The organism is Mycobacterium sp. IDUB_19, from assembly GCF_055419445.1.
In genome coordinates, this window is record NZ_JBVAXR010000033.1 from 1 (window position 1) to 16,313 (window position 16,313).

Genomic DNA, 16,313 nt, shown 5'->3' on the forward strand with positions numbered 1-16,313 from the left:
GTCGGCATCGCCGCCACCGCCGCCGTGTAGGCAGTGCCCGCCGTCTCATGCTGTGCGGCCGCCGCGGCGCTGTGCGCGCTGGCCTGCGTCAACCACGCCAGATACGGGGTATGCGCCGCCACGTAGGACTCGGCGCTCGGCCCCTGCCATGCCCCGGCCTGCGTCGACGCCAGGATGCCGCTGAGTTCCTCTGCCGCCGAAGCATATTCGGCGCTCATTGAGCTCCACGTGGCGGCTGCGGCGAACAGCGATGCGGGCCCGGGGCCACTGCTCAGCAACGCCGAGTGCAGCTCCGGTGGTGAGGCCATCCAAATCGGCGCGGTCATCGTGGGACGTCCCCGCTGACATATGTGAACGGCTGGGTGGTCGCGGCAGGCAACGTCATCACCGGCAACTCCTGGGCTGGGAAGGCTAAAGGGTTGCCGAGAGCTTACTGAAAACGATTATCGTTATCAATACGGGAGCCGAGGCCCCCGATGGGACCCGCTAGACCAACGGGCGCCCCGTCCTGATCCGGCGGTCCAGGTCCCAGAGCATCAGGTTGAACGGGAACTGCCGGATGATCCGTGGCAGCATCCGGTTCACCGCCCCCAGTACCGCCATCAGCCGGTCGAACCGCCGTTGCTTGGCGGCATCCCAGGGCAGCCGCATCTCGTCGCGAAACCGTTGCGGCAGAAAGCCGGTGGTGATCAGCAGGTTGAAATTCTCCAATGGTTCCTGCAGGCGGCGGGGCAGGCGCACCCCGCGCACCCGGGACGCGGCGATCGGATACAGGAACTCGCGGACGGTGTCATCGATGTGCACCTTGGCCAGCGACTCCTGCCAGTACTTGTCGAAGGCAGCCCGGTCCGGTGGCCACATCTCCGGCGGCACCTGCAACGTGGTGCCCAGCGTCATGCCCTCGCGGTAGAGGCGATCGGCGTCGTCCTCGTCCATCTCGCCGACAAAGGTGCGGTAGACGTCGATGCCGCCTTTGTAGATGCAAGCCGCCACCCACAGCTGCAAGTCCGGATCGAACGCGTTGTATTGCACCGGGCTGTCCGGCGTGGTGTAGACCTGCGCGTGCGAACGATTGACCGCACGGCGATACGCGTCTTTCTGAGCGTCGGTCCCGGCGTTGGCGACCGCAATGTAGGTGAAGGTGGTGCGTGCCCGCTTGATCGGATGGCGGTCGATTCGGCCGCTCTCGACATGGCTCTCCGCTACGCCGTGGCCGACGCCGGGACGCGACAACTCCATGATCACGTTGGCCGGACCGGCCAATAGCGCCACGCCCATCAGGCCATAGTCGCTGGCAACCCGACGTCCCCGCCGGCTCGACCGTGGGCGTGGCGGGTCGGCCATCGGACGCTCGACATGTGGAATGGGCCGGTGAACCGCCGCCTCGTGAATCGCCATCCGAAACCCTCTCCGCACCCGAATCTGATAACGCGTGTTTCCTGATATTGTCCGGGCGGCGCGTCGGTGTCAAGATGGTGCTCATGGCTGAGACCCCGAGCGAGCGCCCCTACCGCGGCGTCCAGGCGGCCCGGCGACTGGCCGAACGACGCGCGCGGCTGCTGACCGCCGGCCTGGACCTGCTGGGCGCGGGCCAGCAGGATGCCTCGGCGTTGACGGTTCGCGCGGTCTGCGGGCGGGCCGGCCTGACCCCTCGCTATTTCTACGAAAGCTTCAGCGAGAGAGACGGATTCGTCGGCGCAGTCTTCGACTGGGTGATAGCCGAACTGGCCGCCACCACCCAGGCCGCCGTCGCGGCGGTGCCGATACCCGAACAGGCCCGCGCCGGCATGGCCAACATCGTGCGGACCATCGCCGGTGACCCCCGGGTCGGACGGCTGCTGTTCAGCACTCAGCTCGCCGATGCCGTAATCGTGCGCAAGCGCGCCGAATCCACCGCGTTGTTCGCCATGCTGGCGGGCCAGCATGCCGGCGACATGCTGCGGATGCCGGCGAACGACAGCATGAAAGCGGGCGCACACTTCGCGGTGGGCGGCGTCGGGCAGATGATCAGCGCCTGGCTGGCCGGCGACGTACGGCTAGAGCCCGACCAACTCGTCGATCAGCTCGCCTTGCTGCTCGGCGAACTCGCTCGTCCGAGGCTGTACGGCGTCACGGAAACAACGGCAGCTGCCACAGCCGCATCCCGGGATCCAGGAGCCACAGACGCAACATCGTGAGCCGCATGATGCGCTGAGCGCCACGGATCATGAAAATCGCGAGTGGCACCTCGATCCCCAGCGCCGTGACCAACGAAAACCAGATGTCGTTGGGTCCGGCGGTCATCAGATCGAACCACGCGTCGCAGATCAGCAGCACACCGGACGTGAATGCCGCAAACAGCAGTATTTGGCGCCGCAAGTAACCGAAAACCGCTGTCGCCGCCATGAATCCGACCAGCAGAATGTCGAAACCCACCCAGGTCAAACCCCAATTGCGCGCGATGTAACTGTCCGGCAGCGTCAGGGAGAGATAGACCAGCCAAGGGATCATCGCAATCGAGCCACCGATCATCAGGCCCAATCGGATGCGCCGCATCCGGGACAGCAGCACCGGATCGATCACCTCGTGCAGCGGTGCCTCTAGGCGCGTGATCAGGTCTCGGCGCTGCGCGGGCGTCAACGCCGAGATCTGCTCATCGGTCAAAATGCCGTCGGTCATCACGGACTCCCCGGGTCGGCCACGGTTTCGCCGATTAGGTTACGGCGTGCTCCTTCGGTCGCCGATCGGCCGCCGTCCTGGGAACAGCCTGGGCGTCGCTCGCGCCGAATTCCTTTACCCAACAGGCGAACTCGAGGGTGACGCCGTCGGGGTCGAGAAAATAGAACGAACGCACGTACACACCGGGGTGCACCGTGGCTGAGACCTGCATCTCGCTCTCGTCGTGGTTGAGGATCGGGCCGACGCGCACACCCTTCTCCTTGAGTCGCTGGCGGTAGGCGTCGAACTTCTCGGCCGGCACGTGAAAGGCGAGATGGTTCATCGTGCTGACCGCGCTGGTGATGTCCCCGATCCCCGGTATCGCTGCCGGCGACGAGATGCCGGGCACCCGGTCGGGCGCGTCGGCGAACCAGAAGAACGCGACACAGTCGCCGTTGCCGGCATCGAAGAAGAAGTGCTGCCCCGCGCCGCCGGGCAGATCAAGCGATTTGATCAACGGCATGCCGAGGATGTTGCTGTAGAAGTCCACGGTGCGGGCCATGTCGGAACACACCAGCGCAACATGGTTGATCCCGCCCAGTTCGAACTCGGTGTTGGTGTTGTTCGGCTTGATCACGTTGCGGCTCCGATCGACCGTTGGGCCTGGCCAAGATGTGAAACTGAATCTAACATCAGATTCAGTTCTGCTCCAGAGGAGGAACACTCAAGTGTCGATCGCGGCGGAATCCAACAGCCGGCCGGCCGAGTTCCCGACCCACCGCGGCAGGCGCACCCAAGCAGCGATCGACGCTGCCGCGCGAACGGTCATCGCGCGCAAGGGAATTCTGGCGACCACCATCGCCGACATCGCCGCCGAAGCGGGCCGCTCGCCGGCGTCCTTTTACAACTACTACGACTCCAAAGAGGCGATGGTCCGCCAGTGGGCCCTGCGCTTCCGCGACGAGGCCAACGAGCGCGCACGCTCGGTCACCGGCCACGGTCTGTCCAACCGGCAACGCACCCACGAGGCGGCCGCCGCGCACTGGCACACCTATCGCAACCGGCTCGCCGAGGTGATCAGCGTGTCTCAGCTGGCGACGGTCAACGACGACTTCGCGCAGTACTGGTCCGAAATCTGCGATATCCCAATCTCTTTCATCGCCGAGACGGTCCGGCGCGCCCAAACCAAGGGCTATTGCTCCGGCGACGACCCGCAGCTGATCGCCGAGGCGATCGTGGCGATGTTCAACCAGTTCTGCTACGTCCAGCTCAGCCGGGCCGGGGCCGACGAGCTCGACGACCAAGCCTGCATCCAAACCCTCGCCAACATCTACTACCGGGCGATCTACGCGAAGGAAGGTCGCTGAATTGACGCCGAGTAGCGGCAGTACAGGCGTTGTCCGCGAGTTCGTCGGCCTGCCGTCGCGCACTGCCGGGCGGGCCGGCGCCGGCGGGCATCCGTGCCAAGGGCTCTACCACCGCGGCGTTGGGCGCAAGCCGAAGGTGGCGATGATCGCCACGCACTATCAAATCGACTTCTCCGAGCACTATCTCGCCGACTACATGGCGATCCGGGGCATCGGATTTCTCGGCTGGAACACCAGGTTCCGCGGCTTCGAATCCAACTTTCTGCTCGACCACGCGCTGGTCGACATCGGCGTCGGGGTGCGTTGGCTGCGTGAAGTACAGGGCGTCGATACCGTTGTACTGCTGGGAAACTCAGGGGGCGGATCGTTGATGGCCGCCTATCAGTCGCAGGCCGCCGACCCGAATGTGACCCCATTGCAGGGGATGCGTCCGGCGGCCGGGCTGACGGAGTTGGTCCCCGCCGACGGCTATGTGGCGACCGCGGCCCACCCCGGACGCCCCGAGGTGCTCACCGCGTGGATGGACGGGGCCGTCGTCGATGAAAACGATCCCGTCGCCACCGATCCCGACCTCGACCTGTTCAACGAGGCCAACGGCCCGCCGTATTCGCCGGAGTTCATCGCGCGCTACCGCGCGGCGCAGACCGCACGCAATCACGCCATTACCGACTGGGCCGAGACAGAGCTCAAACGTGTTCGCGCCGCAGGGTTTTCCGATCGGCCGTTCTCGGTGATGCGGACCTGGGCGGATCCCCGCATGGTCGATCCCAGCATCGAGCCCACCAGGCGCGCGCCCAACCAGTGCTACGCGGGTGAACCGGCCAAGGCCAACCGGTCCGCGCAGGGCATCGCCGCGTCCTGCACCCTGCGGAACTGGCTGGGCATGTGGAGTTTGCGGGTGGCGCAAACCCGGGCCGAGCCGCACCTGGGCCGGATCAGCTGCCCGGCCCTGGTGGTCAACGCCGAGGCCGATACCGGAGTGTTTCCGTCTGACGCCCAACGCATCTACGACGCGCTCGCCGGCACCGACAAGTCACAGGTCTCGATCGATAGCGACCACTACTTCACCACCCCGGGCGCGCGTAGCGAACAGGCGGATACCATCGCCAGGTGGATCAGCAAGCGGTGGCGCTGAAAGTTCTCGCCCACTTCGTTCCCGGTGACAAAGTCCTCGATTTCCTTGCTGCCGAAGCAGATTGGCTCGATATCCGGTGGTGCGCCGCGGATGACGACACCGGCTTCTATCGCGAGCTGCCCGAAGCCGACGTGATTTGGCATGTACTACGACCGTTGTCAGGCGCGGACCTGCGCCGCGGGCCACGGCTGCGGCTGGTGCACAAACTCGGCGCCGGCGTGAACACCATCGACGTCGAGACCGCGACCGAGCGCGGCATTGCGGTCGCCAACATGCCGGGAGCCAATGCACCGTCGGTGGCGGAAGGAACGGTGCTGTTGATGCTCGCCGCGCTGCGCCGGTTGCCGGCTCTGGATCGCGTCACCCGGGGCGGGCGCGGCTGGCCGCTCGATCCGGGACTGGGCGAGACGGTCCGCGACATCGGCGGCTGCACCGTCGGCCTGGTGGGCTACGGCAACATCGCCAAGCGGGTCGCCGCCTTCGTCGGCGCGATGGAGGCCACCGTCGTGCACACCAGCACCCGCGACGACGGGCGGCCCGGCTGGCGGCCACTGCCCGAACTGCTGGCTGTTAGCGACATCGTCTCGCTGCACCTACCGTTGACGGCTGACACCCGTCACCTGCTCAACCGGGATGCGATCGCCTTGATGAAGCCCAGCGCGGTGCTGGTCAACACGTCGCGCGGTGCCATCGTCGACGAAGGCGCACTGGTCGGCGCGCTGCGCGACGGCCGGCTGGCCGCTGCGGGCCTCGACGTTTTCGAGGACGAGCCGGCGGCGCCGGACAATCCGCTGTTCGACCTGGACAACGTGGTGCTGACGCCGCACGTCAGCTGGTACACCGCCGACACGATGCGGCGCTATCTGGTCGAGGCCGTGGCCAACTGCCGCCGCCTGCGCGACGGCGAGCCCCTGGCCAATGTGGTCAACCAACCGACCGGTTATTAGATTGATGAGTGCTTGGCCGGAACGAACCCGAACGCAAGGGAAGGCGACCAATGCCGATCGCAATAAATCCTGAGCATCAAGACCTGGCGGACTCGGTGCGGTCCCTGGTGGCGCGTGTCGCGCCGTCAGAGGTGCTGCACGCGGCCATGGAGACCCCGATCGAGAACCCGCCGCCGTACTGGCAGGCGGCAGCCGAACAAGGTCTGCAGGGCGTTCACCTGTCCGAATCGGTCGGCGGGCAGGGCTTCGGCCTCCTCGAGCTGGCCATCGTGCTGGCCGAGTTCGGCTACGGCGCCGTACCCGGGCCATTCGTGCCGTCGGCGATCGCCAGTGCGCTGATCGCCTCGGATGACCCGAAGGCCGAAGTGCTCGCCGATCTGGCATCGGGCGCGGCGATTGCCGCCTATGCCCTGGACTCCGGGTTGACCGCCACCCGAAAGGGCGACGTGCTGGTCATCCGGGGCGAGGTCCGCGCGGTTCCCGCCGCGGGGCAGGCATCGGTGCTGGTGCTCCCGGTGGCCATCGACAGCGGCGACGAGTGGGTGGTGCTGCACGCCGACCAGCTCGAGATCGAGCCGGTGAAAAGCCTGGACCCGCTGCGACCCATCGCGCACGTGCGGGCCGACGCCGTCGAGGTCGGCGACGACGCCCTGCTGAGCAGCCTGACCAAGACCACCGCCTACGCACTGATGTCCACACTGCTGTCCGCGGAGGCGATCGGTGTGGCCCGCTGGGCGACCGATACGGCGGCGGAATACGCCAAGATCCGGGAGCAGTTCGGTAGGCCGATCGGCCAATTCCAGGCCATCAAGCACAAGTGCGCGGAGATGATCGCCGACACCGAGCGGGCCACCGCGGCCGTATGGGACGCGGCGCGCGCGATTGACGAAGCCTCGCCGGACGTGGAGTTCGCCGCCGCCGTGGCCGCGACGCTGGCACCGGCGGCCGCCCAACGGTGCACGCAGGACTGCATTCAGGTGCACGGCGGGATCGGCTACACCTGGGAGCACGACACAAACGTGTACTACCGGCGGGCGCTAATGCTGGCCGCCTGCTTCGGCCGCAACGCGTACTACCCGCAGAAGGTGGTCACCACCGCGACCACCACCGGGATGCGCGCGGTGGATATCGACCTGGATCCCGAGACCGAAAAGCTGCGCGACGAGATCCGCGCCGAGGTCACCGCGCTCAAGGCAATGGATCGCGAGCCGCGCACCGTGGCGCTCGCCGAGGGCGGCTGGGTGTTGCCGTATCTGCCAACGCCGTGGGGCCGGGCGTCGGGCCCGGTCGAACAGATCATCATCGCCCAGGAGTTCGCCACCGGGCGGGTCAAGCGGCCGCAGGTCGGCATCGCCGCGTGGATCATCCCGTCGATCGTCGCGTTCGGAACCGAGGAGCAAAAGCAACGGTTCCTGCCGCCGACCTTCCGCGGCGAGATGATCTGGTGCCAGCTCTTCTCCGAACCGGGCGCCGGTTCGGACCTGGCCGGGCTGTCCACGAAGGCAACCCGAACCGACGGCGGCTGGCGCATCACCGGCCAGAAGATCTGGACCACCGCCGCGCAGTACTCACAGTGGGGCGCGCTGCTGGCCAGAACGGACCCGTCGGCGCCCAAGCACAACGGCATCACCTACTTCCTGCTGGACATGAAGAGCGAAGGCGTGACGGTCAAGCCCCTTCGTGAGCTCACCGGCAACGCGATGTTCAACACCGTCTACATCGACGACGTGTTCGTGCCCGACGAGTGCGTACTGGGCGAGGTCAACCGGGGTTGGGAGGTCAGCCGCAACACGTTGACAGCGGAGCGGGTGTCGATCGGAAGCAGCGACGCGAATTTCCTGGCCACCCTTCCCCAGTTCGTCGAGTTCGTCCGCGACGGCCACTTCGATCAGGTCGCGCAACACCGGGCCGGGCAGTTGATCGCCGAAGGGCACGCCGCCAAGGTGCTGAACCTGCGCTCCACGCTGTTGACGTTGGCCGGCGGCGACGCCATGCCGTCCGCGGCGATCTCCAAGCTGCTGTCGATGCGTACCGGCCAGGGCTACGCGGAATTCGCGGTGTCCTCATTCGGGACCGACGCCGTGATCGGCGACCCCGATGAGTTAGCCGGCAAGTGGGGTGAATACCTGCTGGCCAGCCGTGCCACCACCATCTATGGCGGCACGTCGGAGGTGCAGCTCAACATCATCGCTGAGCGACTGCTGGGCCTGCCCCGCGACCCGTAAAGAAAATCCATGCCGACCCGAGGCCGGTCTCGGGTCGGCATGGACGTTTTTTGAGGTGGGGCCACGCCGGCCTGAGATTGTCAGACCGGCGTGGGTTCCCCCCCAATGCGGGTCGGCCAGCCTGTAACTCTGGCAGGACGAGGCTGACCGACCACGCGACTTTGGCGGCTCACCACCAGGGGCGCCACCAGTTGCCCCAACCCCAGAAGCCGTGCCCAGGGGGCCCCCAGCCGCCGTTGCCCCAACCGGGGTGGCCGCCCCAGCCGCCGCGACCCCAGCCGCCGTCATCCCAGTCGCCACCGCGGCCCCAGCCGCCGCCGTGACCCCACCCGCCGCGACCCCAGTCGGCGCCGTGGCCGCCGCCGGGACCCCAGCCGCCGTGGCCGCCACCACCGTGGCCGCCTCCGCCGTGACCGCCTCCGCCGCCAGGCCGCTCGGGAAGAATGCCAGGGCCAAGCGGTGCGCCGCCGTGCGGCCCCGCAGTTTCGAAACTTGTGACGGGGGCGGGCGCCGGCGCGGCGTGTGCCGCGGGGGTGCCGCCGAACAGCATCGCGCCGGCCACTGCACCGGCGCCGACAGCGCCGGCGGCCGCGCCGCGGATCGATCGCACTGTATTCATGGTCGTGAGCTCCTTTCGAGACCTCAGTTCCCCGACACCTCAAAACGCTACGCATAAATTCTTGGGCAAACAATAGAAATGGCGCAATTCGTGCTGTGAATTGAACGACATTTCATAGTCCGTCAGCGAATATGTGCTTTCACATTTGCGTATCGCATGAACGTATTTCTGGAAATACTTATATGCGCCATTCATGATCTCTGCCGATACTGAGGTCAGTAGCCACTGAGGCCAGTCTCTGTGCACTTCAAGTGGCATCTACTGACGTACTGAACTACGTATCTTTGAGTTTCAGTAAATCCCCATAAATCCGACACGACATACATTCATTCGCGATGCGGCGCCCTTCGATTATGACAGATGTATGCGCGGATAACAAAGCCCATTCAGCTTCAGTTTCCAAAAAAACCGTATTCCCAGCAGCTACTTCATAGAATTTCTGATGGTAGAGCGCCTCGTCGCGGCCCCGCATGCCTGCGCTGCGTTGCGTCCGGCCGGTGACACCCGACGTTGTGCGACGCGATTTACGCTGGCGTCAGTGAGACAATCAGTGGACAATGTGCACTGAAGTACTGATCTACTGATTGCACCCCACGGGAGGGACGGTCGCACCAGTGAGTCTCAACCCCGGGAACGTCGGGCCCGGCGCCAGTGCGTTCGGTGCGCAGATGTCGGCCGCGACACCCCCTGAAGACGCCGTGCCTACCGAACGTCTCACCGGCTTCCGACAGCCGCGCCCCCAACGAATGGTCAGCGAGCCCGCGGAATCCCGATCACGGCCCGAAGCCCCGCGCATCCAGCGGACCCGTCGCACCGTCGACCTTTCGGCCGCCACCCACCGGTCCCTCGACATCTGGCAGCGAGAAGCCGCCGACCGCCTGGGTGTCGCCCGGGTGACCGGGCAAGAGGTGCTCACCGCGCTCATCGATCAACTCTTGGCCGATCCCAAACTCGCGGACCAGATCACCCGGGCCATCCAGGACCGGCGCTAGGCCCTGCCCGCTAGTCGATCTCCATTTCGCGCAGCTCGCGCTTGAGGATCTTGCCGGTCGGGTTGCGCGGCAGCTCCTCGAGGAAGATCACTTCGCGCGGAACCTTGTAGCGGGCCAGGTGGTCGCGCACGTAGTGCTTGATGGCGTCCGCGTCTACGTCGGAGCCTTCCTTCTTGACCACGAACGCGCGCAGCCGGTGGCCCCACTCCTTGTCTTCGACACCGATCGCGGTGGCCTCCACCACGGATTCGTGCCCGCTGATCAGATCCTCGACCTCGGCCGGGAACACGTTCTCGCCGCCCGAGACGATCATCTCGTCGTCGCGGCCGCTGACATACAGCAGACCGTGTTCGTCGAAGTAGCCGACGTCACCGGAGGACATCAGACCGTCGATGATCTGCTTGTGCCCACCGCCGGTGTAACCCTCGAACGGGAAGGCATTGCCGACGAAGATGCGTCCCACGTCGCCCTGGGGCAATTCGTTGCCGTTGTCGTCGAGGATCTTGACCTTGACGCCCTTGACAACAGGTCCGACCGTCGATGCGTTGCGTTCCAGGTCCTCGGGCCGGGCGATGGTGGCGAACGCGATCTCCGTCGAGCCGTACATGTTGTAGACCACCGGGCCGATGTCCTTGAGCGCACGGTTGGCCAGCTCGGCGCCCAACTGCGATCCGGACACGAAGATGATCTTCAGGCTGGACAGGTCGGGCTTCTTGTCCATCTTTTCCAGGGTGTCCAGGATGCGGGACAACATCACCGGCACCACGACCATCGCCGTCACCTTGTGCTTCTCGATGTCTTCGAGCACCAGCGGCGGCTTGAACTTGCGCCGCAGCACCAGCGTGGAGCCCAGGAACATTGCGATGGTGGCGTGCAGATAACCGAGCGCATGGAACATCGGCGCCGGCAGCGACGTGATCTCGTTCGCCTTGAACGGAACGTGCGACAGGATGCCGCCGACGGGGGCCAGGGTTGGCGGGGTGCTGCGGTTAGCCCCCTTGGGCGTCCCGGTGGTCCCGCTGGTCAGGATGATGATCGAGGCGTGCTTGCTGGCCTTGGGAGCGGGCTGGGAGCTGCTGCGCTTGATCAGATCGGCGAGCGTCTCGTCGGTGCTGCCCGACGGCTCGTCGCTGTCCGGGTTGACGCCGAGCGCCCGCAGCTTGCCCAGCGGCGGCTCGGCTTTGCCGACCGCATCGGTGTACTCGTCGTCATAGATGATGACCTTGGCGCCCTCGCGCTCGGAGACCTCTTTGATCTGCGGGCCGGAGAATTCGCTGTTGAGCAGGATGATTCGGGCGCCGACCCGCGCCGCGCCGTAATTGGCGATGACGAACCAGCGGTGGTTGCGAGCCAGGATCGCGACGCCGTCGCCGCCCTTGACGCCCTTGTCGATCAGGCCGTTGGCCACCGCGTGAGCCGCTTCGTCGAGCTCGCGATAGCTGAAAGCGCCGTCTTCGTCGATGAGCGCCGCGCGGTCGGGGGTACGCCGGGCGTTGAGCGAGGGCAGCATGCCGAACTCGCCCCATTTCACGATGTCACTTGCCAGCGCGGCGTAGTTCTGCGGCGGCTCTAGCTTGAGCACACCCGCCTCGTAGATCTTCCGGACGTAATGCAGTTCGGCCGCGCCGCGTTCGACGTACTGCTGGAGCTTGGAAACGGCTTGCCCGGGCAGGCCAGGAAGGTTAGGCATAACCTCACCATATGTGACGCAGGTCGCAACGCGGCCAGAAAATTTTCGCGGAATTACGATTGACCACATGACCGGTCCGGTGCCATTGGAGGTTGCCGGGCACGAGGTCACCATCACCCATCCCGACAAAGTCGTGTTCGAAGCCCGCGGTGACACAGGGCCTTACACCAAGCTCGACCTGGTCCGGTATTACCTTTCGGTCGCCGACGGGGCGTTGCGGGGGGTAGCCGGCCGGCCCATGATCTTGAAGCGCTTCGTCAAGGGAATCTCCGCCGAGGCGGTGTTCCAGAAGCGCGCGCCCACGAAGCGGCCGGACTGGGTCGACGTCGCCGAACTCCACTACGCGCGCGGCACGTCAGCCGCGGAGGCCGTCATCCACGACGCCGCCGGGCTGGCGTGGGCGATCAACCTGGGGTGCGTGGACCTCAACCCGCATCCGGTGCTGGCCGACGACCTCGATCATCCCGACGAGCTGCGCGTCGATCTGGACCCGATGCCCGGGGTCGAGTGGCGACGGATCGTCGACGTGGCATTGGTGGCCCGCGAGGTGCTCGAGGACTACGGCCTGACGGCGTGGCCCAAGACATCCGGGTCGCGGGGCTTTCACATCTACGCCCGGATCGCCCCGCACTGGGAGTTCCGTCAGGTCCGGCTGGCCGCCCAGACCGTCGCGCGCGAGGTCGAGCGGCGGGTGCCCGAGTCGGCGACCAGCCGCTGGTGGAAGGAAGAGCGCGAGGGCGTGTTCGTCGACTTCAACCAGAACGCCAAGGACCGCACGGTTGCGTCGGCCTACTCGGTGCGGGCCACTGCCGATGCCCGGGTGTCGACGCCGCTGCATTGGGACGAGGTCGCCGGCTGCCGGCCCGAGGCGTTCACGATCGCCACCGTGCCCGACCGGTTCGCCGACATCGGCGACCCGTGGGCGGGGATGGACGACGCGGTCGGCGGGCTGGACCGGCTGCTGATGCTGGCCGAGGAACTGGGGCCACCGGAGCGAGCGCCGCGCGGTTCCGGGAAGCGTGCCGACGGCCGGCGCCAGTCGTCGATGCCGCTCATCGAGATCGCCCGGACCAAGACCAAGGACGAGGCGATGGCCGCGCTGGACACCTGGCGCGACCGCTACCCCGCCGTGGCCGAGCGGTTGCAGCCGGTCGACGTGCTGGTCGACGGCATGCGCGGGCCGAGTTCGATCTGGTACCGGATCCGGATCAACCTGCAGCACGTGGCGGTCGACCAGCGCCCGCCGCAGGAGGAGCTGATCGCCGATTACAGCCCTTGGAACAAGGCCGAGCAGGGATACACACCGCCTGCTTCCCGGCCCGGCGCCGCGGGTGCGGGAGAATCGCCCCATGCCGGTGACTGATCAGCCCCTGGGTTTGCGGGAGCGCAAGAAGCTCAAGACCCGCCAGGCCATCAGGCGCGAAGCGTTCCGGCTGATCGACGCGAACGGTTATGCCGCCACCACCGTCGAGCAGATCGCCGAGGCCGCCGACGTGTCGCCCAGCACCTTCTTCCGCTACTTCCCGTCCAAGGAGTCGCTGCTGCTCGCCGACGATCTGGACCCGCTGATCTTCGCGGCCTTCGAGGCACAACCGCCCGAGCTGTCGCCCACCGAGGCGATCCGCCGGGCCTACACCGAAGTGATGGCGGGCCTTGCGCCGGAGCAGCTGGATTTCGAGAACACCCGGCAGCGGCTGATGTTCTCGATACCCGAGCTCAAGGCGGCCATGTACGACGAGTACTACCGCACCGTCACCGTCGTGGCCGAGCTGATCGCGCGCCGAATCGGCCGTCCCACAGACGATTTCGAGGTTCGGGTGTTCGCCGGTGCGCTGACCGGCGCCATGATGGCCGCGTTCGACAGCGCGCCGCCGACGACCGAGACGATCTATCGGGCCCTGGACTTCGTGGACGCCGGGATGCCGCTGGGCTGAGTGGTAAAACCGCGCGGCGATGCAGGTCAGGGTCGGCGACGCGATACTCTCACGCGATGCGACACGGATGGAATCGGCGGGGGTTCTTGCAGCTCGCCGGTGCCGCTGCGGCCGCCGCCGCAGCGGGCGTGACCGGGCTCTCATCGGGGTGCTCGTCGCCCAAACCGACGCCGGGCACACCGGCCGGCGAGGGCGTGACGATCACCCATCTTTTCGGTCAGACCGTCATCAAGCAGCCGCCCAAACGCGTGGTCAGCGCGGGCTACACCGAGCAAGACGACCTGCTCGCGGTCGGCGTCGTGCCGATCGCGGTGACCAACTGGTTCGGTGACCAGCCGTTCGCGGTGTGGCCATGGGCCCAACCCAAGCTCGGTGGCGCGCATCCCGTGGTGTTGAACCTGGACAACGGAATTCCCGTCGACCAGATAGCCGGCCTGAAGCCCGATTTGATCGTGGCCATCAATGCCGGCGTAGACGCCGACACCTACCAGAAGCTGTCCGCGATCGCCCCGACCGTCGCGCAGTCCGGCGGAGACGCTTTCTTCGAGCCGTGGAAGGACCAGGCCACCACGATCGGACAAGCGGTGTTTGCGGCCGACCAGATGAAGACGCTGATCGATGGCGTCGACAAGCAGTTCGTCGCCGTCGCCCAGAATCATCCGCAATGGAAGACGAAGAAGGCGTTGCTGATGCAGGGCAGCCTCTTCCGCGGCACCGTGGTCGCCACCGCGGCGGGCTGGCAGACCGACTTCCTGAACCAGATGGGTCTGGTCATCGCCGACAGCATCAAGCCTTTCGTCGCCGATCACCGCGCCGTCATCCCACGTGATCAGATCAAAGCGGTGCTCGATTCGGCCGATGTGGTGATCTGGACGACCGAGAGTCCCGACGAGCAGAAGGCGCTGCTGGCCGACCCCGAGATAGCCGGGTCGCAGGCGACCGGGCAGAACCGCCACGTGTTCACCACCAAGGACCAGGCCGGTGCGATCGCTTTCGGATCGGTGCTGAGCTACCCGATGGTCGCCGATCAGCTGCCCCCGCAGATCGGCAAGATCCTCGGTTAGACCCCGGTCTCTATGAGCATTCGCTAAGGCAGCTCTGGCAGTGCTCGAAAATCTGGCGCCGCCCCCTCCCGCCTGCCCCGATTCCGAGGTTACCGTTCAGTAATGAGCGTGACGGATCTCCCTGCGGACGTGTCGAGCGAGCTGGTCGGCAACGTCGTTCTGGATTACGGCGACCAGGCGCTGTTGGTGCAATGCGGGAGCACCGCAGAGGTATTGGCATGGGCGGACGCGTTGCGCGCGGCGGCGTTGCCCGGTGTGCTCGACATCGTTCCCGCCGCCCGCACGGTGCTGGTCAAGCTCGACGGCCCTCGGTATCAGGGCGTCATCCGCCAGCGGCTACGGAAACTGCGGGTCACAGCCGATACGGCCGCCCCGGGCGAGCACACCGCCGACGTGGCGATCGACGTCGTTTACGACGGCCCGGACCTTGCCGAGGTCGCCGCCCACACCGGGCTGACGACCGCACAGGTCATCAACGCCCACACGTCGACGTTGTGGCGAGTCGGATTCAGCGGATTCGCACCGGGTTTCGCGTACCTGGTCGACGGCGACCCGCGCCTGCGGGTGCCGCGCCGCGCCGAGCCGCGGACCGCGGTACCTGCCGGCTCGGTAGCGCTCGCGGGTGAATTCAGCGCGATATACCCGCGCCGATCCCCCGGCGGCTGGCAACTCATCGGTCACACCGACGCGGTCCTGTGGGACCTGGTGCGATCCGATCCGGCGTTGCTGACGCAGGGGATGTGGGTTCAATTCCGGGCCGCGTAACCAAGGAGCATGCAGTGACAACCCTGGAAATTCTGCACACCGGACCACTCGCCGTTGTCCAGGACCTCGGCCGGATCGGGCAGGCCCACCTCGGCGTCGGCCGGTCCGGCGCCGCGGACCGCCGCTCGCACAAGCTCGCCAACCGGCTGGTCGCCAACCCCGACGACCGTGCCACCGTCGAGGTGACCTTCGGTGGCTTCGCGGCCCGGGTGCACGGCGGCGACGTGGACATCGCGGTGACCGGCGCCGACACCGACCCGTCGGTCAACGGAATCAAGTTCGGCACCAACAGCATTCATCATGTCCGCGACGGCCAGGTGATTTCGCTGGGCACCCCGCGGGCGGGCTTGAGGACCTACCTGGCGGTGCGGGGCGGTATATCGGCGCAGCCGGTGCTGGGCTCGCGAAGCTACGACGTGATGTCAGCGATCGGGCCGTCTCCGTTGTCCCCCGGGGACCAACTGCCGGTCGGCGCGCACACCGACGAGTACCCCGAACTCGACCAGGCCCCGGTGGCGGCCATCGGCGGCGAGCCGGTCGAGCTGTTGGTGGTGCCCGGACCACGCGACGACTGGTTCGTCGATGCCGATGTCCTGGTGCACTCCGACTGGGTGGCATCCGACCGCAGCGACCGGGTCGGGATGCGGTTGGTCGGCCGCCCGCTGCAGTACCGCTTCCCCGACCGGCAGCTGCCCAGCGAAGGTGCCACCCGGGGCGCGATTCAGGTGCCGCCCAACGGATTACCGGTCATCCTGGGTCCCGACCACCCGATCACCGGCGGTTATCCGGTCGTCGGCGTGGTGATCGATGAGGACATCGACAAGGTCGCCCAGGTGCGTTCGGGTCAGCAGGTACGCCTGCACTGGGCGCGGCCACGGTCTCCGGTGGGCGCCCAGTCGCACCCGGGCTCGGTGAACTCTCCCTTCTCCTGATGCGGG

General features: G+C 66.7%; 17 protein-coding genes. 11 read left to right on the forward strand and 6 right to left on the reverse strand.

From position 1 onward, the window contains the following. A partial coding sequence (locus ACZY0B_RS21315) for a PPE family protein (RefSeq protein ID WP_463766214.1) occupies positions 1 to 326 on the reverse strand: 326 nt, incomplete at its 3' end. A 160-nt stretch (positions 327 to 486) separates the two neighbouring features. After that, a complete protein-coding gene (locus tag ACZY0B_RS21320; protein ID WP_463766215.1) occupies positions 487 to 1,398 on the reverse strand; it encodes an oxygenase MpaB family protein in 912 nt (303 codons plus the stop codon). 74 nt (positions 1,399 to 1,472) lie between these two features. On the opposite strand from ACZY0B_RS21320, the gene ACZY0B_RS21325 reads away from it, so the two are divergent. Beyond that, positions 1,473 to 2,177 (forward strand): TetR/AcrR family transcriptional regulator, encoded by a 705-nt coding sequence (locus tag ACZY0B_RS21325; RefSeq protein ID WP_463766216.1) that lies wholly within the window; start codon positions 1,473 to 1,475, stop codon positions 2,175 to 2,177. Here the strand turns inward: ACZY0B_RS21325 and ACZY0B_RS21330 are convergent. After that, complete coding sequence (locus ACZY0B_RS21330) at positions 2,110 to 2,658, reverse strand: hypothetical protein (protein WP_463766217.1); 549 nt, start codon at positions 2,656 to 2,658, stop codon at positions 2,110 to 2,112. The genes ACZY0B_RS21325 and ACZY0B_RS21330 overlap by 68 nt on opposite strands. A gap of 34 nt (positions 2,659 to 2,692) precedes the next feature. After that, positions 2,693 to 3,274 carry a VOC family protein gene (locus tag ACZY0B_RS21335; protein ID WP_463766218.1) on the reverse strand — a complete coding sequence of 194 codons (582 nt, stop codon included), beginning with the start codon at positions 3,272 to 3,274 and terminating at the stop codon, positions 2,693 to 2,695. A gap of 97 nt (positions 3,275 to 3,371) precedes the next feature. On the opposite strand from ACZY0B_RS21335, the gene ACZY0B_RS21340 reads away from it, so the two are divergent. Genes ACZY0B_RS21340 through ACZY0B_RS21355 form a run of 4 tightly spaced genes read left to right on the forward strand, consistent with a single transcriptional unit; the run spans position 3,372 to position 8,311 of the window. Next, positions 3,372 to 4,004 (forward strand): TetR/AcrR family transcriptional regulator, encoded by a 633-nt coding sequence (locus tag ACZY0B_RS21340; RefSeq protein WP_463766260.1) that lies wholly within the window; start codon positions 3,372 to 3,374, stop codon positions 4,002 to 4,004. 1 nt (position 4,005) lies between these two features. After that, positions 4,006 to 5,139 (forward strand): alpha/beta hydrolase family protein, encoded by a 1,134-nt coding sequence (locus tag ACZY0B_RS21345; RefSeq protein WP_463766219.1) that lies wholly within the window; start codon positions 4,006 to 4,008, stop codon positions 5,137 to 5,139. Beyond that, positions 5,130 to 6,086, forward strand: a complete 957-nt coding sequence (locus ACZY0B_RS21350) for a 2-hydroxyacid dehydrogenase (RefSeq protein WP_463766261.1) — start codon at positions 5,130 to 5,132, stop codon at positions 6,084 to 6,086. The genes ACZY0B_RS21345 and ACZY0B_RS21350 overlap by 10 nt, the downstream gene beginning before the upstream one ends. A gap of 50 nt (positions 6,087 to 6,136) precedes the next feature. Further along, the gene (locus ACZY0B_RS21355; RefSeq protein WP_463766220.1) at positions 6,137 to 8,311 is read left to right on the forward strand and encodes an acyl-CoA dehydrogenase; all 2,175 of its coding nucleotides are present in this window, start codon (positions 6,137 to 6,139) and stop codon (positions 8,309 to 8,311) included. A 169-nt stretch (positions 8,312 to 8,480) separates the two neighbouring features. On the opposite strand, the gene ACZY0B_RS21360 is transcribed toward ACZY0B_RS21355, so the two are convergent. Then, entirely contained in the window at positions 8,481 to 8,930 is a 450-nt protein-coding gene (locus tag ACZY0B_RS21360) for a hypothetical protein (protein ID WP_463766221.1), read from the reverse strand. A gap of 614 nt (positions 8,931 to 9,544) precedes the next feature. Here ACZY0B_RS21360 and ACZY0B_RS21365 point away from each other — a divergent pair. Next, on the forward strand, positions 9,545 to 9,922 hold the full coding sequence (locus tag ACZY0B_RS21365; RefSeq protein WP_463766222.1) for an ATPase: 378 nt from the start codon (positions 9,545 to 9,547) through the stop codon (positions 9,920 to 9,922). Positions 9,923 to 9,932: 10 nt separating this feature from the next. On the opposite strand, the gene fadD2 is transcribed toward ACZY0B_RS21365, so the two are convergent. Next, positions 9,933 to 11,612 (reverse strand): long-chain-fatty-acid--CoA ligase FadD2, encoded by a 1,680-nt coding sequence (gene fadD2 / locus ACZY0B_RS21370; RefSeq protein WP_463766223.1) that lies wholly within the window; start codon positions 11,610 to 11,612, stop codon positions 9,933 to 9,935. Positions 11,613 to 11,679: 67 nt separating this feature from the next. Between fadD2 and ACZY0B_RS21375 the strand changes: the two genes are divergently transcribed. The 5 genes from ACZY0B_RS21375 (at position 11,680) to ACZY0B_RS21395 (ending at position 16,307) form a co-directional block, all read left to right on the forward strand. Then, positions 11,680 to 12,975, forward strand: coding sequence for a DNA polymerase domain-containing protein (locus ACZY0B_RS21375; RefSeq protein WP_463766224.1), 1,296 nt, complete (start codon positions 11,680 to 11,682; stop codon positions 12,973 to 12,975). After that, positions 12,962 to 13,546, forward strand: coding sequence for an acyl-CoA-like ligand-binding transcription factor (locus ACZY0B_RS21380; RefSeq protein ID WP_463766225.1), 585 nt, complete (start codon positions 12,962 to 12,964; stop codon positions 13,544 to 13,546). The genes ACZY0B_RS21375 and ACZY0B_RS21380 overlap by 14 nt, the downstream gene beginning before the upstream one ends. 56 nt (positions 13,547 to 13,602) lie before the next feature. After that, complete coding sequence (locus ACZY0B_RS21385) at positions 13,603 to 14,610, forward strand: ABC transporter substrate-binding protein (RefSeq protein WP_463766226.1); 1,008 nt, start codon at positions 13,603 to 13,605, stop codon at positions 14,608 to 14,610. Positions 14,611 to 14,712: 102 nt separating this feature from the next. Continuing rightward, positions 14,713 to 15,375, forward strand: a complete 663-nt coding sequence (locus ACZY0B_RS21390; RefSeq protein WP_463766227.1) for a 5-oxoprolinase subunit B family protein — start codon at positions 14,713 to 14,715, stop codon at positions 15,373 to 15,375. A gap of 14 nt (positions 15,376 to 15,389) precedes the next feature. Further along, positions 15,390 to 16,307, forward strand: a complete 918-nt coding sequence (locus ACZY0B_RS21395) for a 5-oxoprolinase/urea amidolyase family protein (RefSeq protein WP_463766228.1) — start codon at positions 15,390 to 15,392, stop codon at positions 16,305 to 16,307. Positions 16,308 to 16,313 lie beyond the last annotated feature (6 nt).

Bases quoted from the DNA above. Each gene is read 5' to 3' on its own strand.
- ACZY0B_RS21320 (WP_463766215.1), bottom strand. From the start codon at position 1,398: ATGGCGATTCACGAGGCGGCGGTTCACCGGCCCATTCCACATGTCGAG.
- ACZY0B_RS21325 (WP_463766216.1), top strand. From the start codon at position 1,473: ATGGTGCTCATGGCTGAGACCCCGAGCGAGCGCCCCTACCGCGGCGTC.
- ACZY0B_RS21330 (WP_463766217.1), bottom strand. From the start codon at position 2,658: ATGACCGACGGCATTTTGACCGATGAGCAGATCTCGGCGTTGACGCCC.
- ACZY0B_RS21355 (WP_463766220.1), top strand. From the start codon at position 6,137: ATGCCGATCGCAATAAATCCTGAGCATCAAGACCTGGCGGACTCGGTG.
- ACZY0B_RS21360 (WP_463766221.1), bottom strand. From the start codon at position 8,930: ATGAATACAGTGCGATCGATCCGCGGCGCGGCCGCCGGCGCTGTCGGC.
- fadD2 (WP_463766223.1), bottom strand. From the start codon at position 11,612: ATGCCTAACCTTCCTGGCCTGCCCGGGCAAGCCGTTTCCAAGCTCCAG.
- ACZY0B_RS21375 (WP_463766224.1), top strand. From the start codon at position 11,680: ATGACCGGTCCGGTGCCATTGGAGGTTGCCGGGCACGAGGTCACCATC.
- ACZY0B_RS21380 (WP_463766225.1), top strand. From the start codon at position 12,962: ATGCCGGTGACTGATCAGCCCCTGGGTTTGCGGGAGCGCAAGAAGCTC.
- ACZY0B_RS21385 (WP_463766226.1), top strand. From the start codon at position 13,603: ATGCGACACGGATGGAATCGGCGGGGGTTCTTGCAGCTCGCCGGTGCC.
- ACZY0B_RS21390 (WP_463766227.1), top strand. From the start codon at position 14,713: ATGAGCGTGACGGATCTCCCTGCGGACGTGTCGAGCGAGCTGGTCGGC.